The 23,380-nt window shown below is 43.9% G+C and carries 16 protein-coding genes; 13 read left to right on the forward strand and 3 right to left on the reverse strand.

Annotated elements, in window-relative coordinates; translation table 11 throughout:
• Positions 1 to 11: 11 nt before the first annotated feature.
• The 13 genes from DW173_RS00205 (at position 12) to DW173_RS00265 (ending at position 17,307) form a co-directional block, all read left to right on the forward strand.
• A complete protein-coding gene (locus DW173_RS00205) occupies positions 12 to 1,706 on the forward strand; it encodes a sodium:solute symporter (protein ID WP_004314122.1) in 1,695 nt (564 codons plus the stop codon).
• Positions 1,707 to 1,839: 133 nt separating this feature from the next.
• Positions 1,840 to 2,556 (forward strand): NUDIX hydrolase, encoded by a 717-nt coding sequence (locus DW173_RS00210; RefSeq protein ID WP_008770909.1) that lies wholly within the window; start codon positions 1,840 to 1,842, stop codon positions 2,554 to 2,556.
• A gap of 5 nt (positions 2,557 to 2,561) precedes the next feature.
• Positions 2,562 to 3,245 carry an L-ribulose-5-phosphate 4-epimerase gene (locus tag DW173_RS00215; protein ID WP_004309172.1) on the forward strand — a complete coding sequence of 228 codons (684 nt, stop codon included), beginning with the start codon at positions 2,562 to 2,564 and terminating at the stop codon, positions 3,243 to 3,245.
• A gap of 41 nt (positions 3,246 to 3,286) precedes the next feature.
• The gene (gene araA / locus DW173_RS00220; RefSeq protein WP_120143320.1) at positions 3,287 to 4,816 is read left to right on the forward strand and encodes an L-arabinose isomerase; all 1,530 of its coding nucleotides are present in this window, start codon (positions 3,287 to 3,289) and stop codon (positions 4,814 to 4,816) included.
• A gap of 106 nt (positions 4,817 to 4,922) precedes the next feature.
• Positions 4,923 to 6,518, forward strand: coding sequence for a xylulokinase (locus DW173_RS00225; protein ID WP_120143322.1), 1,596 nt, complete (start codon positions 4,923 to 4,925; stop codon positions 6,516 to 6,518).
• 141 nt (positions 6,519 to 6,659) lie between these two features.
• Positions 6,660 to 9,062 carry a glycoside hydrolase family 127 protein gene (locus DW173_RS00230; protein WP_120143324.1) on the forward strand — a complete coding sequence of 801 codons (2,403 nt, stop codon included), beginning with the start codon at positions 6,660 to 6,662 and terminating at the stop codon, positions 9,060 to 9,062.
• 131 nt (positions 9,063 to 9,193) lie between these two features.
• Entirely contained in the window at positions 9,194 to 10,738 is a 1,545-nt protein-coding gene (locus tag DW173_RS00235; RefSeq protein WP_008021901.1) for an alpha-N-arabinofuranosidase, read from the forward strand.
• A gap of 142 nt (positions 10,739 to 10,880) precedes the next feature.
• Positions 10,881 to 12,890, forward strand: coding sequence for a transketolase family protein (locus tag DW173_RS00240; RefSeq protein WP_022199860.1), 2,010 nt, complete (start codon positions 10,881 to 10,883; stop codon positions 12,888 to 12,890).
• Positions 12,890 to 13,324: a ribose 5-phosphate isomerase B gene (rpiB, locus tag DW173_RS00245; protein ID WP_004297448.1), complete on the forward strand. Its 435-nt coding sequence runs from the start codon at positions 12,890 to 12,892 to the stop codon at positions 13,322 to 13,324. Before DW173_RS00240 ends, rpiB begins: the two co-directional genes overlap by 1 nt.
• A gap of 681 nt (positions 13,325 to 14,005) precedes the next feature.
• Positions 14,006 to 15,016, forward strand: coding sequence for a uroporphyrinogen decarboxylase family protein (locus tag DW173_RS00250; RefSeq protein ID WP_120143326.1), 1,011 nt, complete (start codon positions 14,006 to 14,008; stop codon positions 15,014 to 15,016).
• A complete protein-coding gene (locus tag DW173_RS00255; protein ID WP_120143327.1) occupies positions 15,009 to 15,686 on the forward strand; it encodes a vitamin B12 dependent-methionine synthase activation domain-containing protein in 678 nt (225 codons plus the stop codon). The genes DW173_RS00250 and DW173_RS00255 overlap by 8 nt, the downstream gene beginning before the upstream one ends.
• 170 nt (positions 15,687 to 15,856) lie before the next feature.
• Positions 15,857 to 16,483: a hypothetical protein gene (locus tag DW173_RS00260; RefSeq protein ID WP_009041103.1), complete on the forward strand. Its 627-nt coding sequence runs from the start codon at positions 15,857 to 15,859 to the stop codon at positions 16,481 to 16,483.
• The gene (locus tag DW173_RS00265) at positions 16,480 to 17,307 is read left to right on the forward strand and encodes a nucleotidyl transferase AbiEii/AbiGii toxin family protein (RefSeq protein ID WP_120143329.1); all 828 of its coding nucleotides are present in this window, start codon (positions 16,480 to 16,482) and stop codon (positions 17,305 to 17,307) included. Before DW173_RS00260 ends, DW173_RS00265 begins: the two co-directional genes overlap by 4 nt.
• 170 nt (positions 17,308 to 17,477) lie before the next feature.
• Here DW173_RS00265 and DW173_RS00270 read toward each other — a convergent pair whose 3' ends face one another.
• From DW173_RS00270 to DW173_RS00280, 3 genes are all read right to left on the reverse strand, one after another.
• Complete coding sequence (locus tag DW173_RS00270; protein ID WP_120143331.1) at positions 17,478 to 19,049, reverse strand: sodium:solute symporter; 1,572 nt, start codon at positions 19,047 to 19,049, stop codon at positions 17,478 to 17,480.
• 133 nt (positions 19,050 to 19,182) lie between these two features.
• The gene (locus DW173_RS00275) at positions 19,183 to 20,988 is read right to left on the reverse strand and encodes a corrinoid protein (RefSeq protein ID WP_120143332.1); all 1,806 of its coding nucleotides are present in this window, start codon (positions 20,986 to 20,988) and stop codon (positions 19,183 to 19,185) included.
• A gap of 142 nt (positions 20,989 to 21,130) precedes the next feature.
• On the reverse strand, positions 21,131 to 23,377 hold the full coding sequence (locus DW173_RS00280) for an alpha-xylosidase (RefSeq protein ID WP_120143334.1): 2,247 nt from the start codon (positions 23,375 to 23,377) through the stop codon (positions 21,131 to 21,133).
• Positions 23,378 to 23,380: the final 3 nt, after the last annotated feature.

A 23,380-nucleotide genomic window follows, 5' to 3' on the forward strand; every position in this document is an offset into this window, starting at 1 on the left:
TCATATTTATTGTGGAAGCATTAGATTGGCTAGTAATCGGAGTCTTTTTTCTGGCTCTGATCGGTATTATTGTTTGGGTAGTCAGACAAAAACAAAATGACTCGGCAGATTATTTCTTGGGCGGACGCGACGCAACATGGCTTGCGATCGGTGCCTCTATTTTCGCATCCAACATCGGTTCGGAACACTTGATCGGACTGGCAGGAGCCGGTGCATCCAGTGGTATGGCTATGGCACACTGGGAAATTCAGGGATGGATGATCTTGATTCTGGGATGGGTGTTTGTACCCTTCTACACACGAAGCATGGTATATACAATGCCGGAATTTCTGGAACGCCGCTATAATCCTCAATCACGTACCATCCTGTCGGTCATCTCTTTGGTAAGTTATGTGTTAACCAAAGTAGCTGTGACTGTATATGCCGGTGGTCTTGTATTCCAACAAGTATTCGGTATCAAAGAGCTTTGGGGAATTGATTTCTTCTGGATTGCAGCTATCGGTCTGGTAGTGTTAACTGCACTTTATACGATCTTCGGTGGTATGAAATCAGTTCTTTACACTTCTGTTCTTCAAACCCCTATCCTACTGCTAGGATCATTAATAATTCTGGTACTCGGCTTCAAAGAATTAGGTGGATGGGACGAAATGATGAGAGTCTGTGGGGCTGTTACCGTAAATGATTACGGTGATACAATGACTAACCTGATCCGTAGCAATGATGATGCAAACTTCCCTTGGTTGGGCGCTTTGATCGGTTCGGCTATTATCGGTTTCTGGTACTGGTGTACCGACCAGTTCATCGTTCAACGTGTACTTTCAGGTAAAAATGAAATGGAAGCTCGTCGTGGTACTATTTTCGGTGCTTATCTGAAATTGTTGCCTGTATTCCTTTTCTTGATTCCTGGTATGATCGCATTTGCATTACATCAAAAATATATCGGTGCCGGTGGCGAAGGTTTCTTGCCGATGCTGGCCAACGGAACAGCAAATGCTGATGCCGCTTTCCCGACATTAGTAGCCAAATTACTTCCTGCCGGTGTGAAAGGTTTGGTAGTATGTGGTATTCTTGCCGCCTTGATGAGTTCTCTTGCATCTCTGTTTAACTCGTCAGCCATGCTGTTTACTATCGACTTCTACAAACGTTTCAGACCGGAAACTCCGGAGAAGAAACTGGTAGGTATCGGTCAGGTTGCAACGGTTGTAATCGTTATTTTAGGTATTCTCTGGATTCCTATCATGCGTAGTGTAGGCGATGTACTTTATACTTATTTGCAGGACGTTCAATCCGTACTGGCACCAGGTATCGCTGCGGCTTTCTTACTGGGTATCTGTTGGAAACGTACTTCCGCCCAGGGTGGTATGTGGGGATTGATTGCTGGTATGGTAATCGGTTTAACTCGCCTCGGTGCAAAAGTATATTATAGCAATGCAGGTGAAGTAGCAGATTCTACATTCAAATATTTGTTCTATGATATGAATTGGTTATTCTTCTGTGGATGGATGTTCTTGTTCTGCATTATTGTAGTAATCGTAGTCAGCCTGGCAACCAAAGCTCCGACTGCAGAAAAGATTCAGGGACTGGTATTCGGTACGGCTACCAAAGAACAAAAAGCTGCTACACGTGCTAGCTGGAATCACTGGGATATTATTCATACTGTAATTATCCTGGCTATTACAGGTGCTTTCTACTGGTATTTCTGGTAAAAAATAAGCCCTTCCTTCAATCTTCTCTTTGGGAAAGGTTGAAGGAAGCTAAAAATAGTCTTGCCAACGGAAAGACTGGTTTATTATAACTAAAATCACAATCTAAATGGATAAAGATAATTCACAAGAGTCAATGATAAGCTCAAACTCCCTCTCTTTTGGAAAGAACCGGGGGGAGGCTTATTATAGCTCGAATCCCACCTTTTATGTCGGCATCGACTGTATCATCTTTGGTTTCAACGAAGGGGAAATCAGCTTGCTATTGTTGAAGAGAAACTTCGAGCCGGCAATGGGTGAATGGTCACTGATGGGAGGATTTGTGCAAAACAATGAAAGTGTGGATGATGCCGCCAAACGTGTATTGCATGAGCTTACCGGACTGGAAAACGTTTACATGGAACAGGTAGGAACTTTCGGAGCAATCGACCGCGATCCGGGTGAACGGGTTATCTCCGTGGCTTACTATGCATTGATTAACATCAATGAGTATGACCGAAAACTGGTTCAGAAGCACAATGCTTACTGGGTGAATATGAACGAACTTCCCCCGCTTATCTTCGACCATCCTGAAATGGTAGAAAAAGCACGGGAACTGATGAAACAGAAAGCATCCGTAGAACCTATCGGATTCAATCTGCTTCCGAAACTCTTTACATTATCCCAATTACAAAGTTTATATGAGGCCATTTACGGTGAAACAATGGATAAACGGAACTTCCGTAAAAGAGTGGCTGAAATGGATTATATAGAAAAGACTGATAAAATTGATAAACTGGGTTCCAAACGGGGGGCTGCCTTGTATAAGTTCAACGGCAAGGCTTACCGCAAAGACCCGAAATTTAAAATATAATCATTATGCTGGAAGAACTAAAAGAAAAAGTATTTCATGCCAATCTTGAATTGGTAAAGCATGGATTAGTCATCTTTACCTGGGGCAATGTCTCTGCTATCGACCGTGAAAGTGGATTGGTAGTAATCAAACCCAGTGGTGTAAGTTATGATGATATGAAAGCCGAAGATATGGTAGTAGTGGATCTGGATGGCAAGGTCGTTGAAGGACGACTGAAGCCATCCTCGGATACACCTACTCACGTAGTACTTTACAAAGCATTTCCGGAGATTGGCGGAGTGGTACACACTCACTCTACTTATGCGACTGCCTGGGCACAGGCGGGATGCGACATTCCGAACATCGGAACGACTCACGCGGATTATTTCCATGATGCCATTCCCTGCACGGCAGATATGACGGAAGCGGAAGTGAAAGGCGCTTACGAGCTGGAAACCGGTAATGTGATAGTGAAACGTTTTGAAGGATTGAATCCTGTACATACACCGGGAGTGTTGGTGAAGAATCACGGTCCTTTCTCTTGGGGAAAAGATGCGCACGATGCTGTACACAATGCTGTGGTAATGGAACAGGTAGCCAAAATGGCAAGTATCGCTTATGCGGTAAACCCGAATTTAACAATGAACCCATTGCTGGTAGAAAAACATTTCAGCCGCAAGCATGGTCCGAATGCTTATTATGGACAATAACAATTAAAAAAACAGATATTAAAAATTAAAGCAATAACATTATGAATAACGTATTTGATCAATATGAAGTATGGTTCGTAACAGGAGCACAGCTTCTGTACGGAGGTGACGCAGTAATCGCAGTAGACGCACACTCTAATGAAATGGTAAACGGACTGAATGAATCCGGTAAACTTCCTGTCAAGGTGGTATACAAAGGTACTGCCAACTCTTCTAAAGAAGTAGAAACTATATTCAAAGCAGCCAATAACGATGAAAAATGTGTCGGCGTAATCACTTGGATGCATACTTTCTCTCCTGCTAAGATGTGGATTCATGGTCTGCAACAGTTGAAGAAACCGTTGTTGCACCTGCACACACAGTTCAACAAGGAAATTCCTTGGGACACAATGGACATGGACTTCATGAACCTGAACCAGTCAGCTCACGGTGACCGCGAATTCGGACATATCTGTACCCGTATGCGCATCCGTCGTAAAGTAGTGGTAGGTTACTGGAAAGAGGAAGACACTTTGCACAAGATCGCTGTCTGGATGCGTGTTTGTGCCGGTTGGGCAGATTCACAGGATATGCTGATTATCCGTTTCGGCGACCAGATGAACAATGTAGCTGTAACCGACGGTGATAAAGTGGAAGCTGAACAACGTATGGGTTACCACGTAGATTATTGTCCGGTAAGCGAATTGATGGAATACCACAAAGAAATCAAGAATGAAGATGTAGATGCATTGGTAGCTACCTACTTCAAAGAATACGACCACGATGCTTCTTTGGAAGACAAATCGACTGAAGCTTATCAGAAAGTATGGAACGCCGCTAAAGCAGAACTTGCCATGCGTGCTATCCTGAAAGCTAAAGGCGCTAAAGGATTTACAACCAACTTCGACGATTTGGGCGACATCGAATACAATGGTTTCGATCAGATCCCGGGTCTTGCTTCACAACGTCTGATGGCGGAAGGTTACGGATTCGGTGCTGAAGGTGACTGGAAATCGGCTGCTCTTTACCGTACAGTATGGGTAATGAATCAGGGACTTCCCAGAGGTTGTTCATTCCTGGAAGACTACACGCTGAACTTCGACGGTGCCAACAGCTCTATCCTGCAGTCACACATGTTGGAAATCTGCCCGCTTATCGCAGCCAACAAACCGCGCCTGGAAGTACACTTCCTCGGTATAGGTATCCGCAAGAGCCAGACAGCAAGATTGGTATTTACTTCAAAGACAGGCGCAGGATGCACTGCTACAGTAGTAGATATGGGTAACCGCTTCCGCCTGATTGTGAACGATGTGGAATGTATCGAACCGAAACCGCTGCCTAAGTTGCCGGTTGCTTCTGCTCTCTGGATTCCGATGCCTAACCTCGAAGTAGGTGCAGGTGCATGGATCCTGGCTGGTGGAACTCACCACTCTTGCTTCTCTTACGACCTGACAGCAGAATATTGGGAAGATTATGCTGAAATCGCAGGTATCGAAATGGTACATATCAACAAGGATACTACGATCAGCTGCTTCAAAAAAGAACTGCGCATGAACGAAGTTTATTACATGTTGAATAAAGCGCTTTGCTAAAAAGCCGATCTCTCAAGTTTCGCAAGAGCTTAATCCAATCATTAAGCACCTGCGAAACTTGATTTTTTCTATCATTATCGTTATACCTTAAAATATTGATTTCAACATGAAATTAGATGCAAAATCAACCATCGAAGCAGGCAAAGCCATTCTTGGTATAGAACTGGGGTCAACACGAATTAAAGCAGTTTTGATTGACCAGGAAAACAAGCCGATTGCTCAAGGTAGCCACACTTGGGAAAACCAGTTAGTTGACGGACTTTGGACTTATAATATTGAAGCTATCTGGTCGGGACTGCAAGATTGCTATGCTGACCTTCGCGCTAACGTAAAGAACTTATATGGCATAGAGATTGAGACGCTGGCTGCTATCGGTGTCAGCGCCATGATGCATGGTTATATGCCGTTCAACAAAAAAGAAGAAATCCTCGTACCTTTCCGCACCTGGAGAAATACGAATACAGGTCGGGCAGCAGCAGCCTTATCAGAACTGTTTGTCTACAACATTCCGCTACGATGGAGCATTTCTCATTTGTACCAGGCTATCCTGGACAATGAAGCGCATGTGAATGACATTGATTTCCTGACTACTCTGGCAGGTTATGTGCATTGGCAGATAACTGGCGAAAAGGTATTGGGTATCGGTGACGCATCGGGTATGCTCCCTATCGATCCGACAACCCACAACTATTCGGCTGAAATGGTGGCTAAGTTCGATAAACTGATTGCTCCGAAAGAATATAGCTGGAAACTGGAGGATATTTTGCCTAAAGTATTGTCGGCAGGTGAAAATGCCGGCGTCCTCACTCCGGAAGGAAGTAAAAAGCTCGATGCATCGGGTCATTTGAAGGCAGGAATACCGGTTTGTCCGCCGGAAGGAGATGCAGGTACCGGAATGGTGGCAACCAATGCAGTCAAACAACGCACCGGAAATGTATCGGCAGGTACTTCTTCATTCTCTATGATTGTATTGGAGAAAGATTTGTCGAAGCCATACGAAATGATTGACATGGTGACCACTCCTGACGGAAGTCTGGTAGCCATGGTGCATTGCAACAACTGTACTTCTGATCTCAACGCATGGGTCAACCTGTTCAAGGAATATCAGGAACTTCTGGGCATACCTGTAGATATGGATGAAATCTATAGCAAACTTTACAATATTGCGCTCACCGGTGATACCGATTGCGGAGGTTTGCTTTCATACAATTATATTTCAGGCGAGCCCGTAACAGGATTTGCTGATGGAAGACCGTTGTTTGTACGCTCGGCAAATGACAAGTTCAACCTGGCAAACTTTATGCGTACTCACTTGTATGCTTCAGTAGGAGTACTCAAGATTGGCAACGATATCCTGTTCAACGAAGAAAAAATCAAAGTGGACAGAATTACTGGTCACGGAGGATTATTCAGAACCAAAGGAGTAGGTCAAAGAATACTTGCTGCAGCTATCAACTCGCCTATTTCTGTGATGGAAACAGCCGGCGAAGGTGGTGCCTGGGGTATTGCCCTGTTAGGTTCTTACCTCGTGAACAATGAAAAGAAACAATCTCTTGCCGATTTTCTGGATGACAGTGTATTTGTCGGTGACGCGGGTATCGAGGTATCACCTACACCCGAAGATGTAGCCGGCTTCAATACATACATCGAAAACTATAAGGCAGGATTGCCTATCGAAGAGGCAGCAGTCAAATTTAAATAATTGACAGTCGGCAATCCATTGTTATTCATCAAAGATTGCCGATAAATCGCTGTTTATCAAGAGTCAATTCTAACTAAGTATTAACATTAATTATCTCCACCCCTCTCCTCTTTTGGAGAGGGAGATGGGGAGACTATTATCATGAAAACCACCTCGTTCATACTTGCACTTGTCCTGTCCACCTCACTGGGCAAAGCTCAAAACGCCCCACAAGTGTCTTACTTCCCTTTACAGAATGTGAAACTATTGGATAGTCCGTTTCTGCAAGCTCAACAGACTGATTTACATTACATACTTGCATTAGACCCCGACCGTCTGCTCGCTCCTTTTCTCCGCGAAGCAGGGTTACAGCCTAAAGCCCCCAGCTACACCAATTGGGAAAATACCGGATTGGACGGACATATCGGCGGACATTATTTATCCGCACTTTCTATGATGTATGCCGCCACCGGAGATACCGCAGTCTATAATCGCCTCAACTACATGCTGAATGAGTTGAACCGGGCACAGCAAACTGTCGGCACAGGATTCATCGGAGGAACTCCGGGAAGCCTTCAACTTTGGAAAGATATAAAAGCAGGAAAAATCCGTGCCGGAGGTTTCGACCTTAACGGCAAATGGGTGCCTCTATACAATATACATAAGACTTACGCCGGATTGCGGGATGCATATCTCTATGCAGGAAGCGACCTTGCACGCCAAATGCTTATCGCTTTTACAGACTGGATGATCGATATCACTTCCGGCTTGAGCGACGAACAAATGCAGGATATGCTTCGTAGCGAACATGGCGGATTAAACGAAACGTTCGCTGACGTGGCCGAAATCACAGGCGACAAGAAGTATCTGGAACTGGCACGCCGTTTCTCTCACAAGCTTATCTTAGACCCGCTTATCAAAGAGGAAGACAAATTGACGGGGATGCACGCCAACACACAGATTCCGAAAGTGATCGGCTACAAGCGAATAGCCGAAGTGTCACAAGACGACAAGACTTGGAATCATGCTGCAGAATGGGATCATGCCGCCCGTTTTTTCTGGAACACGGTAGTCAATCACCGTTCTGTCTGCATCGGAGGAAATAGCGTCCGCGAACATTTCCATCCGTCGGATAACTTCACGTCCATGCTGAACGACGTTCAAGGACCGGAGACCTGTAATACTTACAACATGCTCCGTCTTACCAAAATGCTTTATCAGAATTCTCACAATCCGAATCAAACAAACGAACCTGATCCCAACTACGTAAACTATTACGAACGTGCGCTTTACAATCATATTCTAGCGTCACAAGAGCCGGATAAAGGTGGATTTGTCTACTTCACTCCTATGCGTCCGGGACATTATCGCGTGTACTCACAACCGGAAACATCAATGTGGTGCTGTGTAGGTTCAGGCTTGGAGAATCATACCAAATACGGTGAATTTATCTATGCGTATCGGAAAGACACTCTTTATGTCAATCTCTTCATTCCTTCACAACTGACCTGGAAAGAGCAAGGCATTATTTTGACACAGGAAACCCGTTTCCCCGATGACGGCAAGGTAACTTTACGAATAGATGAAGCCCCTAAGAAAAAACGTACTTTAATGATACGTATTCCGGAATGGGCGAACCAATCCAAAGGATATAGCGTCAGCATCAATGGAAAAAGAAAAATGTTCGTTATGGCAAAAGGTAACCAATATCTTCCTCTCTCCCGCAAATGGAAAAAAGGGGATGTCATTACTTTCCACTTGCCTATGAAAGTCAGCGTGGAACAAATTCCCGACAAGAAAGATTATTATGCTTTCTTATATGGTCCGATCGTTCTTGCAGCTTCCACAGGCACAGAACATCTTGACGGTTTATATGCCGATGACAGCCGTGGCGGACATATCGCTCATGGCAAACAAATTCCTCTGCAAGAAGTTCCGATGCTGATAGGAAATCCAGATTCAATCTGCAAGTCTCTTCAGAAAGAACAGAATAGCCGGATTACTTTCAGCTATAACGGAGAGGTTTATCCTGCACAAGGCAAAGCATTGAAACTCGTTCCGTTCTTCCGCCTGCATAATTCCCGTTATGCCGTTTATTTCCGGCAGGCAAGCGAAGAGCAGTTTAAAGCGATTCAGGAAGAGATGGCAACAGCTGAACGAAAAGCAACGGAGTTGGCTAATCAAACCATTGACCTTATCTTCCCCGGTGAACAGCAGCCGGAGTCTGACCATGGCATCCAGTATGAGCAGGCAGAAACAGGAACGAATAAAGACCGACATTTCCGTCGCGCCAAAGGTTGGTTCGGCTATCAATTGAAGGTAAAAGAGGAAGCAAGCCGCCTCCTGATTACGGTACGGAAAGATGACCGCAATAAAGTGGCTATTCTTCTGAATAACGAAAAGTTGGCTGTTCATCCGACTGTCAGTGAAGCGGATAAAGACGGTTTCATAACCCTTTCATACGTTCTGCCTCAAAAACTGAATACGGGTAGTTGTCCGATACGTTTTATCCCTGACGGGACGGAATGGACCTCTGCCGTTTATGAAGTTCGTTTACTAAAATAGAAGTCACCACAGATTACACGGATTAACACAGATTATTTATGGGTTATAACATGATAGTAGTCAGAATAAAATCAATCTGTGATAATCTGCGTAATCTGTGGTAAAAAATAATCATTAAACAAATACCATTTATGAAAGCAAAACTATTAGTCAGCACGGCTTTTCTGGCAGCATCTGTATCTCTTTCTGCACAAAAGAGTGCTACCATAACCGTACATGCCGACCAAGGCAAAGAAATCATACCGAAGGAAATTTACGGCCAGTTTGCCGAACACTTGGGTTCATGTATCTACGGCGGTCTTTGGGTAGGCGAAAACTCGGATATTCCTAATATCAAGGGATATCGCACAGACGTATTCAATGCACTGAAAGACTTGTCCGTTCCCGTTCTTCGCTGGCCGGGCGGATGCTTTGCCGATGAATACCACTGGATGGACGGCATTGGTCCGAAAGAGAACCGTCCGAAGATGGTGAACAACAACTGGGGCGGTACCATTGAAGATAACAGTTTCGGAACGCACGAGTTTTTGAATCTTTGCGAAATGCTGGGTTGCGAACCATACGTGAGTGGAAATGTAGGTAGCGGCACAGTGGAAGAGCTTGCTAAATGGGTGGAATATATGACTTCTGACGGAGACTCGCCTATGGCCAACCTTCGCCGTAAGAATGGTCGCGACAAAGCATGGAAATTGAAATATCTCGGCGTAGGAAATGAAAGCTGGGGATGCGGTGGCAGCATGCGTCCGGAATATTACGCAGACTTATATCGTCGTTATTCTACTTATTGCCGCAATTATGACGGCAACCGTCTGTTCAAGATTGCCAGTGGCGCAAGTGACTATGATTACAAATGGACAGATGTATTGATGAATCGTGTAGGACACCGGATGGACGGTCTTTCTCTGCACTATTATACCGTAACCGGATGGAGTGGCAGCAAAGGATCAGCCACTCAATTCAACAAGGATGATTATTACTGGACGATGGGCAAATGTCTGGAAGTAGAAGATGTACTCAAGAAACATTGTGCCATCATGGACAAATATGACAAGGACAAGAAAATCGCTCTCTTACTGGACGAATGGGGAACCTGGTGGGATGAGGAACCGGGAACCATCAAAGGACATCTGTATCAGCAGAACACATTGCGTGATGCTTTCGTGGCTTCTTTGAGTCTTGATGTATTCCACAAATATACAGACCGCCTGAAGATGGCAAATATCGCACAGATTGTCAACGTACTTCAATCGATGATTCTGACGAAAGACAAAGAAATGGTGTTGACGCCTACTTATTATGTCTTCAAAATGTATAAAGTACACCAGGATGCCACTTATCTTCCTATCGACCTGACTTGCGAAAAGATAAGTGTACGTGATAACCGCACTGTACCGATGGTGAGCGCCACAGCTTCCAAAAATAAAGATGGGGTGATCCATATTTCTCTTTCCAATGTAGATGCTGATGAAGCGCAGGAAATCACCATCAATCTGGGTGATACGAAAGCCAAGAAAGCTATCGGAGAGATTCTGACCGCTTCCAAACTGACCGATTACAATTCTTTTGAAAAACCTAATATTGTAAAACCGGCACCTTTCAAAGAGGTAAAAATCAATAAAGGTACAATGAAGGTAAAACTTCCTGCTAAGTCCATTGTTACTTTAGAGTTACAGTAATTTTAGAGCAATTACTTATTGTATCACAAACAAGAAGACCGTAAAATTGTCGATAAAAAAGATAGCTCTTTTGGATTGTTAAATCCACATAAAGAGTTATCTTTGCGAACAATCTGACAGAAATCAATTAAATTTTAATGATATGAACGATAACAAACTTATGAATCGTGCAGCGGATAACATCCGTATTCTTGCTGCTTCAATGGTTGAGAAAGCCAATTCCGGTCACCCGGGTGGCGCCATGGGTGGTGCTGATTTTGTAAATGTACTCTTCTCTGAGTTTCTAGTATACGATCCTGAAAATCCCCGTTGGGAAGGACGTGACCGCTTCTTCCTCGACCCGGGCCACATGTCTCCGATGCTTTATTCTACGTTGGCATTGACAGGAAAATTCACGCTGGACGAGCTGAAAGAATTCCGTCAATGGGGAAGCCCTACTCCGGGACATCCTGAAGTGGACATCATGCGTGGCATCGAAAATACTTCTGGTCCGTTGGGACAGGGACATACTTTTGCAGTAGGTGCTGCTATCGCTGCCAAATTCTTGAAAGCCCGTTTCGACGAGGTGATGAATCAGACCATTTACGCTTACATCTCTGACGGTGGTATTCAGGAAGAAATCTCTCAAGGTTCCGGACGTATTGCCGGTGCACTGGGATTGGACAACCTGATTATGTTCTATGACTCCAACGATATTCAGCTTTCTACAGAAACGAAAGACGTAACCGTTGAAGATACTGCCATGAAATATGAAGCATGGGGATGGAACGTACTTAATATCAACGGTAATGATCCTGACGAAATCCGTGCGGCAATCAAAGAAGCACAGGCTGAAAAAGAACGTCCGACACTAATTATCGGTAAAACCGTAATGGGTAAAGGTGCACGCAAGGCAGACGGCAGCAGCTATGAAGCTAACTGCGCTACACACGGTGCTCCTCTCGGCGGCGACGCATACGTAAATACAATCAAGAATCTGGGTGGTGATCCTACTAACCCGTTCGTTATATTCCCGGAAGTAGCCGAATTGTATGCAAAAAGAGCAGAAGAACTGAAAAAGATCGTTGCTGAAAAGTATGCAAAGAAAGCTGCATGGGCGAAAGCAAACCCGGAACTGGCTGCAAAACTGGAACTCTTCTTCTCGGGCAAAGCTCCGAAAGTGGACTGGGCTGCTATCGAACAGAAAGCAGGTAGCGCTACTCGTGCTGCATCTGCAACCGTATTGGGCGCACTTGCCACACAGGTAGAAAACATGATCGTTGCTTCGGCCGACCTTTCTAACTCTGACAAGACTGACGGTTTCCTGAAAAAGACTCATTCTTTCAAGAAAGGTGATTTCAGCGGAGCATTCTTCCAGGCAGGTGTATCTGAATTGTCAATGGCTTGTATCTGTATCGGTATGTCTCTCCACGGTGGTGTGATCGCTGCTTGCGGTACATTCTTCGTATTCTCCGATTACATGAAACCTGCTGTACGTATGGCTGCTTTGATGGAACAACCGGTGAAATTCATCTGGACACACGACGCATTCCGCGTAGGTGAAGACGGTCCTACTCACGAACCGGTAGAACAGGAAGCTCAAATCCGCCTGATGGAAAAACTGAAAAACCATAAGGGACACAACTCCATGTTGGTACTTCGTCCGGCTGATGCAGAAGAAACAACCATCGCTTGGAAACTTGCTATGGAAAACATGTCTACTCCGACAGGATTGATCTTCTCTCGTCAGAATATTGCCAATTTACCGGCAGGAACAGATTACGAACAGGCAGCCAAGGGTGCTTATATCGTAGCAGGTTCCGACGAAAATCCGGATGTTATTCTGGTAGCTTCAGGTTCTGAAGTAGCTACATTGGTAGCCGGCACAGAGTTACTTCGCAAAGATGGCGTGAAGGTACGCATTGTATCTGCTCCGTCTGAAGGTCTGTTCCGCAACCAACCGAAAGAATATCAGGAAGCTATCCTTCCGGCAGATGCGAAGATTTTCGGTATGACTGCCGGTCTGCCTGTCACTCTTCAAGGTCTGGTAGGTTGCCACGGTAAAGTTTGGGGATTGGAATCTTTCGGTTTCTCTGCTCCTTACACAGTGTTGGATGAGAAACTTGGATTTACTGCCGAGAACGTATATAACCAAGTAAAAGCAATGCTCTAATGAAAACAATCGGATTAGCATGCGACCATGCCGGTTTTGAACTGAAAGAATATGTTCGCGGCTGGCTGGAAGCAAAAGGCTGGGCTTACAAGGATTTCGGAACTAACTCTACCGCAAGCGTAGACTATCCGGATTATGCTCATCCGCTGGCTCTTGCAGTGGAATCGGGAGAATGTTATCCCGGTATCGCTATCTGTGGCAGTGGAAACGGAATCAATATGACGCTGAACAAGCACCAAGGGGTTCGTGCTGCTCTCTGCTGGAATGCAGAAATCGCACACCTGGCTCGTCAGCACAATGACGCTAATGTACTGGTTATGCCGGGACGCTTCATCAGCACTGAAGAAGCGGACATGATTTTGACAGAGTTCTTCTCTACCAAATTTGACGGCGGCCGTCATCAGAACCGTATTGATAAGATTCCGGTAAAATAAAGCCTGAAGATAAAAACAAATAAGGCAGCTATTATTATTCGGGGGATAACCTCAAATAAAATAGCTGCCTTTATTTTTCTGAATAACTGAATCGCACATCTAGGAAATATGTATTCAATATTTACCATTCAAACATTCTAAAACCATTCACTCGTATTCTCACCTTCGCAATCCATTGAAAATAGTTTATCTTTTTTACACAAACTCTTTTTAAGTTTATAATAAAAACGTTTATAGTTTATTAGAAACGGGTCTACAGTTTATTATAAACTCTTATAGGACATTTCAGTAGTTTATATTTGAATTTATACAACAAAAAAGGCTACAAAACCCGTAAGAGTTTGCAGCCTTAAGCTTTTAAATGGATTAGTTATGCCCTAATTTCCACAAGTATCAGCCATGGAATTTGTTATAATATTGCACTTTATCGTAGCTAAATATAGACGCTTATATGGATTATATTCTTTCATTTTCAAATTTTAATTTATAGTTTTACTGCACGTTTCGTCTACAAATATACAACATAAAAATGCGTTTGTCAAGTCCTTCGGGGTAGTTAAGCGTTCATTTCCGTACATTTATGAATTAACTCCGCCAACAGATATTTTTAAGTGAATTCCAAGATTACAAAAAAGCGGTTGGTTCGTCTTTATAGAAGACGAAATAATAAAAACTGAAATTATGGGTAAACTGAATATGAAAGAATGGATCAGCCAAACGATCCAACGTAAGGAAACGATAGCAATTCCGATCATGACACATCCGGGTATTGAGTTTATCGGGAAAACGGTACATGATGCAGTGACAAACGGACAGGTTCATTATGAGGCTATCAAGGCTCTTTGTGACAAGTATCCGGCTGCGGCAGCAACCGTTATCATGGATCTGACGGTAGAAGCGGAAGCTTTCGGGGCAGAGATTATCTTTCCGGAAAATGAGGTGCCCAGTGTGTCCGGCCGTTTACTGGCGGATGAAGCTGCTATTGAAAAGCTGGAAGTTCCGGCATTGAATAAAGGAAGAATCCCTGAATACCTTAAAGCAAATATGCTGACAGCCAGAAATGTAACAGACCGTCCGGTTTTTGCCGGTTGCATCGGTCCTTATTCGCTGGCCGGACGTTTGTATGATATGTCGGAAATCATGATGCTGATTTATATTAATCCCGATGCAGCCAATACGTTATTAAGAAAATGCAGTGACTTCATCACCCGCTATTGCATGGCATTGAAAGCAACTGGTGTGAACGGTGTAGTCATGGCTGAACCTGCTGCAGGACTGTTATCCAACGAAGATTGCCTGCAATATTCTTCTTTATTTGTGAAAGAAATAATAGAGAAGGTACAGGATGATCACTTTGCCGTAGTACTTCATAATTGCGGAAACACAGGGAATTGCACGCAAGCGATGGTTTATACCGGTGCAGCCGCTTACCACTTCGGGAATAAAATCAAGATGGAGGAAGCGTTGAAAGAGGTTCCGGCCGATGCACTGGCAATGGGAAATCTGGACCCGGTGAGCCTTTTCAAGATGGCAGGCCCGGAGACTATGAAGGAAGCGACTTTGCAACTATTGGAGACTACCCGTGCATATCCTAATTTCGTATTGTCAAGTGGTTGTGATATTCCGCCACATACGTCTTCTATTAATATAGACGCATTTTATACCGCATTGGAAGAGTTCAATAATGGTTGAACAGGAACTTACTTACCAGAAACTGCAAATCCCATCGTCCGATATCTACGAGGCGATGGGATATAAAGATTCTATGCCGGATGGAATGGTTATAGAAGAAATAAATACGTTACTTGACCGTATCACTCCCCTTCTTCGTCCCCGTTTTTTCTTTTTCCTCACTGACGGACTGCTTGACACTGAAAAAGCAACACTGACTGTAAAAGATACGGTTCTCTCAATCGGTAAAACCATTGCCCGCCAACTACGGGGTTCGGAAGCCTTTGCCTTTTTTACCGCCACTGCGGGAGTTGAATTTGAGGAGTTTCAACATCTGCTTCAGCAAGAGGACGACATGGTGAAAGCATATATAGCAGATTCATTGGGGAGCATCATTGCAGAAAAGGCTGCTGATTGCATGGAAGAGGAGTTGGCTGCATTCATCGAAAAGAGAGGTTGGAAGCACACTAACAGATACAGCCCCGGTTATTGCGGATGGCACGTATCGGAACAACAAAAACTATTCTCCTTATTTCCGGTCGCTTCGCCCTGTGGTATTCAGTTGACAGATTCCAGCCTGATGATTCCCATCAAATCTGTAAGTGGTATTATTGGAGTGGGTTCTCATGTCCGTAAGCTAGAATATACTTGCGGGTTGTGTACGTATGAGAATTGTTTTCGTAGAAAATAGTTTCACCACAGAGGACGCAGAGGACACAGAGGAAAAATAGGGCGTAAACAAGTTATTCTAAATTTGGTTTACATACACTTCTTGCTTTACCCTTCTAAAAATAGATATAAATTGAACAGAAAAACATATTATATATATATTATTATTCAGAAAATTACTACCTTTGTAGTATGAACAATGTATTATCAAGATTAGGCAATATACCTGTGACGACGCCCATGCTGGAATCACTTTATCCGCATCTTAAAGGAGGAAATCAGAAAGTCAGGTTACTTGAGAGGGACGGAGAAATCATCCGTCTCAAGAGAGGCTTATATGTATGCAACCCGGAAATAACAGGAAAGGCATTGTCTACGGAATTGATAGCCAATCATCTTTATGCTCCCTCATACGTTTCCCTGTCGTCGGCTCTACGCTATTACGGGCTGATACCTGAAGCAGTATATACCACGCAATCAATGACCCTGAAACATTCCAGAGATTTTGATACTCCGATAGGAAGATTCGAATATATTTATATGCCAAGAGAAACCTTTTCTATTGGCCTGTCAAGTATCAAACAGGATGGATATGCTTTTGTTATAGCTACTCCCGAAAAGGCGTTATGTGATTTGATAGCTAATTCCCCTAATGTGAATCTTCGCTATCTGAAGGACGCGGAAGTTTATTTGGCAGAAGATATCCGGATGGAAATAGAAGATTTCAAGCAGATGAACACAAGCATATTTGAAAAGTATATTGAGATTGGCAAAAAAGCCGAATCGATAAAAACACTACTTAGATTAATGAAAAAATGAAAAATGAGATTTATGATAATATGCTTTCTGCATACGACTTGTCTACTGAGCAAAAGAAGCGTAATGCTATTTTTGAAGTAAACCAACAAGTGATACTTGCCGGTCTTTATAATGGTGGTTTCTTTAGTGTAGCCACCTTCTATGGTGGTACTTGCCTTCGGATTTTCCATGGCCTTCAGCGTTTCAGTGAGGACATGGATTTTTCTCTTTTGATTCCTGATGATAAATTTGATTTCACAAAATATTTTCAACCTATTATAGATGAGTTTGCAATCGTTGGCAGGCTGGTGGATATTAAGAAGAAAGATAAGGCAAGCTTTGGAAAGGTGGAATCTGCCTTTTTAAAAGACAATACCGATGTTTATGATGTCTCTTTTCAGACAGATAAATCCATAAAAATCAAGATAGAGGTTGACACCCACCCTCCTTTGAAGTTTCGGACAGAGCAGAAATTGCTTTTACAACCACATTCCTTTATGACCCGTTGTTTTGTTCTTCCGGATTTATTTGCCGGAAAAATGCACGCACTGGTATATCGTACTTGGAAAAACAGGGTAAAAGGTCGGGACTGGTACGACTTTGAATGGTATATCCGCCACAATGTTCCTCTTGACTTCGTTCATCTAGCCGAACGTGTCCGCCAATTCAACAATAAAGAAATTGATAAAGATTCATTTGTGGCCCAATTGAAAGACAGATTATCCTCGGCAAACATCAATCAGGTAAAGAGTGACGTGCTGCCTTTTGTCAAAAATCCCAAAGAATTGGATATTTGGTCAAATGATTACTTCGTTCAGTTAGCTGATATGATAAAGTTTGATTAAGATTGCAATAGTTCTCATGTCCGTAAGCTGGAATATACTTGCGGGCTGTGTACGTATGAGAATTGTTTTCGCAGAAAATAGTTTCACCACAGAGGACGCAGAGGACACGGAGATTATTATCTAATAATAAAAGACTCTGTGTCCTCTGCGTCCTCTGTGGTGAATAAAAATTAGTGGCCATTGAAGAAGATGTAAAGCCCGATCATAGTCACAATAAGTAATCCCCATAGGATAAGAACAATTCGTGCAGGTTTATCCTCTAGCTTTTCCATATTCAAGATGCCCAATTGCGGAGACTTATCCCACAGGCTGACTACTATCATGCCTATTCCGATGATAACGAATAAGTAGAAGGAAAGCAGCATAAAATGAGGCCATGCATCATATTGTTCTGCCGGAAACACCCATAAATACAAGATTCCTACTCCGATACTGAACACTGTTCCCAATGTTAGAGCCATATTAGCTGCCAGAGTAGTGGTGCGTTTCCAGAACACGCCAAAGAGAAATACAGCTGCCATCGGAGGAGCTATAAATCCCAGTACAGACTGGAAAACATTAAATAGATTCAGTCCCTTGATGCTGTCGATCGCTATGGTTATTATCACAGAGATCAGTGCACCGACTACCGTAACCACTTGTCCCACTCTGATAATCTCTTTCTGCTTGGCCTGCGGTCGGATTTTCTTCACATAGATATCCATCGTGAATACCGTGCTTAATGCATTCAAAGCAGAGCCGACAGTACTTACCAATGCTGCTGTCAATACAGCCAATACCAAGCCGACCATTCCTGTCGGAAACAGATGAGTCACCATTGTCATGTAAGCCTCATCGGGATTCTCCAATTGTGGGAATAAAGCGAGGCAGATAATGCCGGGAAGAATATAAAGAGGTACATCTAATATTTTCAACCATCCGGTAAAGTTGGTTCCCATCTGTCCTTCTTTGAGATTCTTGGCAGCAAGAACCGGTTGCACCATCGACTGATCCGTACACCAAAACCAAACTCCCATAATAGGATAACCCAGGATAATAGGTAGCCAGGGAAAAGCCGGGTCATCATTTGGATGGAAAAGATTCCAGTAATCCGCCGGAACGGCATCCACCAGTGCTCCTACGCCGCCTACTTTATAGATTCCCATGATAGCCAGTGTGGCTGATACTACAATTAACAGTATCATTTGATATACATTCGTGTAGGCCACAGCTTTCAGTCCGCCAAGCATCGTGAAGAAAGCGGAGATGACAAGTAACAGCAGTGCCGATTGCCACATAGGAATATCGAAGACTTGACGGATCAGGACTCCACCGGCAAATAAAGTCAATGCAAGCCATGAAATAAGAATGGTAATAATGGTATACCAGGCAAGGATGTTACGGGTAGATTGTCCGAAACGTTTTCCCATAAATTCGGGCAATGTCGTAATGCGACTACCCAAATATCGGGGAGCAAAGACAAAAGCAAGCAGACATATAAAGACAAATGCATACCAGGCATAATTCCCCGAAACAATACCGGTAGTAAATCCGGCACTTGCGGAAGCTATCAACATGGAAGGTCCCACATTCGTCCCCCACATGGAAAAGCCGATATGATACCATCTCAACGAATTCTCCGCAAGGAAAAGACTACTCCCCTTTTTTCGTTTAGAACTTGCCCATATACCAATAGCTATCAAAATAAGGAAGTAGGCAATCAGAATACTCCAATCTAATGTCTCTAAGAATTTCACATGCATAATTCAAGTATTAAATAAGTAACGTAAGTTTAAATCTAATTTTCTTTCAGGCAAGGATTACATGGATTTCACGGTTTTAATAGGCTATGTAATTAAGAGCCGTGTTGATCCGTGTAATCCGTGCCTTTTTATTCTATTTTTTATTTCCAATCAGTTCTTTGGCAACTGCTACGGCTGTATTCGCATTATCACTATATCCGTCCGCACCGATTTCGTCAGCAAACCCCTGACTGACGGGTGCTCCGCCAATCATCACTTTCACTTGATTACGAATACCGGCCTCTTCCAATGCCTGGATAACCTCTTTCATATACGTCATGGTAGTAGTCAGCAATGCGCTCATGCACAAGATGTCAGCATGGTTTTCCTTCACGGCTTCCACAAACTTGTCACAAGTCACATCAATACCAATATTTATGACTTCAAAGCCGCACCCCTCCAGCATGGAAGCCACCAGGTTTTTACCAATATCATGGAGATCTCCTTTCACTGTACCGATGACAATCTTACCGATTGTAGTGGAAGCACTTCCTGCCAATAAAGGTTTCAGTAGTTCCAAAGCCCCTTTCATGGCACGTCCTGCCATCAACAGTTGGGGAACAAAAGCTTTTCCATCCTGGAAACGTTGTCCCACTTCACCCATTGCTTTAATCATATAATTATTGATAATCATTTGGGGAGCTACTCCTTCCGCAATGGCTTGCCGGGTGATTTCAACCGCAGGTTCCAGCTTCCCGGCAACAATGGCTTCATACAGAGGTTTCAGTTTATCCTCTTCCAAGTGTTGTTCTTCCCGTATACAAATACGTTCCTGTCCGGTAGCTGCCATGTCGGCATCCTGTTGATGTTCATTGGTATTTACAGAGGTAGAAGAACCGGTATATTCTTCAACAATCCGCATGGCCTGTTCCACTTCCTTTTCGTTATGGAAATCCATTTCCAAATGTACACCGTCCGCACCGATGTGATCCAATAGAGGTTTTAGTTCGTCTAATGTCACCCAGCAAGCCATCACGCTCTTTCCTCCTGCCAGAATCTTCTTATACAGATCGTACCATTTGGGAGATCCTCCTTGTGGTTCGCCCACTCCGGGGGTCCATTGAATCGCATTCAATTCTTCAATTTCAAGCAAGGCAGGCAGGTGATGCATGGCTCCCACTCCATCCAGATGATAAAGGGTATAATCAATCTTCTGACATTGTTCACGAATAAAAGGTTGCACAAACCGGCGATAATCATCCTGACTAATCATGGTTGAAATATCACTTTGCAGTTTACTCATCTTTCCGGGAGCCCAAGACGAGAAATAACAGAAAGCCATCTCGTCGCCTTCACGGATAATGTCGTATAGTTCATCAAATACTTTGAAGTAGATGTCGTTGATTTGCTGCATCTGCTGTTCCAAGATTTCGGGCTGCATCACTGTGTCCAATAATACCCTATCCGTTCCTTTCAGTGCGGCCAGAACATCCAGTCCTTCCATCAGGTCGGGCATACCGACAAAGTAGTGTCCGTTGGCTTTCGCTTTACAGGCTTTCAGGAGTTCTTTATGAAGAATCCAGTTCGGGTGTTCGGGGTTAAAGACTATTTCATCGGTGAAATCCGGGTTGGGATGAATCCAAATGGTGTCTTCCCCGCCTTCAAACACTCCGCCTAAGATGGCGGCCAGTGAGCCGGGACCCAGTTGGGTATTCGCAACCGGAAGAATATCCGCTTTCAGACTGCTGTGCGCTACGTACCAGTCCAGATATTCTGCCCTCCATTGAGGGTCGAACCATTTTTGCGACAAATCTTTTGCCGGTGCGGGAGGCATTATCTCTGCATGTGGTTGCACTCCTTCCTGGAAGTGCTCCCACATATTGAGAATGATTCCTTTATGGTTCCACCAATTTATATAACGTTGTTTTGTTTCTTCTAAATTACTCTTCCATGTTTTCATACTCTGCCATTTTATTTATTCTACTCAAGTTTCGGAAGTAATTTATTAGGTTGAAAGCCTCTTGGTATATAGCGTAAGGTATCACTCTACGCTATATTATGTAAGCCTTTCAGGCTACTTACAAAACTTGAGTTATTTCTATTTATCTATTCCAAAATCCTTTATAATCATTATCTATGCGTAAAGCTATGCTCTTGCTTAAATCCATTTCATCCGTACAGTCCACGTCTTCCGGATAGATGGGGATCACGGCATTTGCACGCACATATACGGGCATTTCTTCCAACGGAACATACACGTCTCTCAACCAGCATGCTCCTTCCAGACGTTCTCCCGTAAAGAAGTTCACCCATTTTCCTTCGGGAAGATAGATATCCCGACGGTTCTCGCTGTTCATCACCGGAGCTACCAGGAAATCATTTCCGAAATAGTATTCATCATCTATATGCCAACAAAGTTTATCTTCCGGATGATGCAGAATGAGTGCCTGCAAGAGCGGATAGCCGCTTTCTATGGCTAGTTTACTTTGTACTACGATGTATGGAATGAGCGAATAACGCAATTTCCACCACTTTTTCACCAACGGAGCTATGGTCGGATAGTGCCAGGGTTCACGCTTATTGGTTCCGTGATAACGGATATGCGATGTGAATACGCCGAATTGGGTCCAACGCATGTACACATCATCTGCTACTACCGAGTTCATAAAATTGGGCAATGTATGGAAGCCGGGAACATCATGGCTCCAAAAAGCAAATCCCGACAGGCCGAAATGTAGACCGCCTTTCAGAGAACCTGCCATTCCATCCCAGGAACTACAGGAATCGCCTCCCCAATGCAAAGGATAACGCTGGCATCCCGCCCATGCGGAACGTGCCCAGACTATGCCGTCACCTGTCACTTCTTTCGTAATTTCGTAAGCGGCCTTTTGATAAAGCAGGGCATACAGGTTGTTCAACAATTCCGGCTTCATACCTTTATAGAGGGCGTCCATGTGAATGTTTTCACCGAAATCGGTTTTGATACAGGTTACTCCCATATCCAGGAGTTGTTTCAATAGTCCTTTGTACCATTCGGTTGCTTTCGGATAAGTAAAGTCGATTGTTCCGGCATAATCCAGGGCGGAGAAGTTGGAACCATCGGTCGCTTGTTGTTTGGTCAATGGGGCTATATAATCATTGGCTCTGGCTTCATCAATCTGCTCTGCATTTTCTGCAACGTATGGAAGTTGCCATAAAGAGACACGATAGCCGTTCTTTTTCAACCGCCCGATGAATCCTTTCGGATCGGGGAACCGTTCTTCATTGAATTTCCATTCGCAGAGCCAATCGGTACGGAACCAGCCCGTATCTAGATGAATTACATCACAGGGATAGTGTTCGGTACGCATGCGGTCGCATATTTCGTCTACTTCATCGGCACTGAAATAAGTCATACGGCTCATCCAAACGCCAAAACTCCAAAGAGGAGGCATAGACGGATAGCCGGTCAGGTCACGATAACCGCGAAGAATATCTTCCATCGTATCACCGCCTATTACAAATACATCCAACAATGCCTGGTCGCTTAGAAACTGGACGGAACGGGTGGAATATCCGGCCAGTGAGAGCTTGCTATGAGCACATGTATGGTAGAATGTTCCGTACATTCGGCTGGATAGATAGAAGGGGATATTCTTATAAGTACGCCGGTTATTGACTCCTTGCCCATCCTGGTTTTTCAGGAAGAAAGTCTGTCCGCTCAAGTCCATTTTAAAGAAACGTTCTCCGGTTCCGGCAAAACATTCATCGGGCTTACATTCAAAAGAAAGCGTTGCCCGTTCTTTCCGACCATCGCGTTTGCAAAAAGCAACAGGTAACGCATCGTAGCGGGGAGGCGAAAAATGGTCGTAGGCTGACAAGCGGATTTCACGCTTTCCATCAGGGTATAAAGTGATGTCAAGCGTTTCTTGAGGGTCGGGAAGCAATTCGCTCCATCGGTCTAATAGAGGCTCTTCCACATTGATAACGGCACGCTTCGTTCCGTCTTCCGTCGAAAGAATCCATTTTCCTTTTTGTTCTTTTATAAACAGGGGTACTTTCTGAATCCGGTCACTGAATTGCAGCATTTCCGACTCATCTGTCAGTACATAATCGCCGAAGCCAAGAAACAGACGGGTGATGCCGATGTTATACTGACGGATGATTAACGTATATTCCTCCTGGGGAACATCGGTATCCGCCATCATATCGTTAGCCAGCTTTTGCTTCTGAAAGGGAACTGTTACGTAAATATCTCCTTCCTTTTCATAAACAGCCGTTGGCTTGTATGCTTTCCAAAGCGACTCATTCCTTAATAACTCGGTATCGAAATCAAGGAAATCAAATAAATGGTAGTTCGTTGGTTTCATCTA

The sequence above is a fragment of the Bacteroides sp. AM16-13 genome, assembly GCF_003602705.1.
GTDB classification, from domain to species: domain Bacteria; phylum Bacteroidota; class Bacteroidia; order Bacteroidales; family Bacteroidaceae; genus Bacteroides; species Bacteroides xylanisolvens.

Coding starts and splice junctions, on each gene's coding strand:
- DW173_RS00275 (WP_120143332.1), bottom strand. CDS start 20,988: ATGAAAACATGGAAGAGTAATTTAGAAGAAACAAAACAACGTTATATA.
- DW173_RS00215 (WP_004309172.1), top strand. CDS start 2,562: ATGCTGGAAGAACTAAAAGAAAAAGTATTTCATGCCAATCTTGAATTG.
- DW173_RS00280 (WP_120143334.1), bottom strand. CDS start 23,377: ATGAAACCAACGAACTACCATTTATTTGATTTCCTTGATTTCGATACC.
- DW173_RS00240 (WP_022199860.1), top strand. CDS start 10,881: ATGAACGATAACAAACTTATGAATCGTGCAGCGGATAACATCCGTATT.
- DW173_RS00270 (WP_120143331.1), bottom strand. CDS start 19,049: ATGCATGTGAAATTCTTAGAGACATTAGATTGGAGTATTCTGATTGCC.
- DW173_RS00255 (WP_120143327.1), top strand. CDS start 15,009: ATGGTTGAACAGGAACTTACTTACCAGAAACTGCAAATCCCATCGTCC.
- DW173_RS00235 (WP_008021901.1), top strand. CDS start 9,194: ATGAAAGCAAAACTATTAGTCAGCACGGCTTTTCTGGCAGCATCTGTA.
- DW173_RS00265 (WP_120143329.1), top strand. CDS start 16,480: ATGAAAAATGAGATTTATGATAATATGCTTTCTGCATACGACTTGTCT.
- DW173_RS00225 (WP_120143322.1), top strand. CDS start 4,923: ATGAAATTAGATGCAAAATCAACCATCGAAGCAGGCAAAGCCATTCTT.
- araA (WP_120143320.1), top strand. CDS start 3,287: ATGAATAACGTATTTGATCAATATGAAGTATGGTTCGTAACAGGAGCA.
- DW173_RS00230 (WP_120143324.1), top strand. CDS start 6,660: ATGAAAACCACCTCGTTCATACTTGCACTTGTCCTGTCCACCTCACTG.
- DW173_RS00260 (WP_009041103.1), top strand. CDS start 15,857: ATGAACAATGTATTATCAAGATTAGGCAATATACCTGTGACGACGCCC.
- DW173_RS00250 (WP_120143326.1), top strand. CDS start 14,006: ATGGGTAAACTGAATATGAAAGAATGGATCAGCCAAACGATCCAACGT.
- DW173_RS00210 (WP_008770909.1), top strand. CDS start 1,840: ATGATAAGCTCAAACTCCCTCTCTTTTGGAAAGAACCGGGGGGAGGCT.
- rpiB (WP_004297448.1), top strand. CDS start 12,890: ATGAAAACAATCGGATTAGCATGCGACCATGCCGGTTTTGAACTGAAA.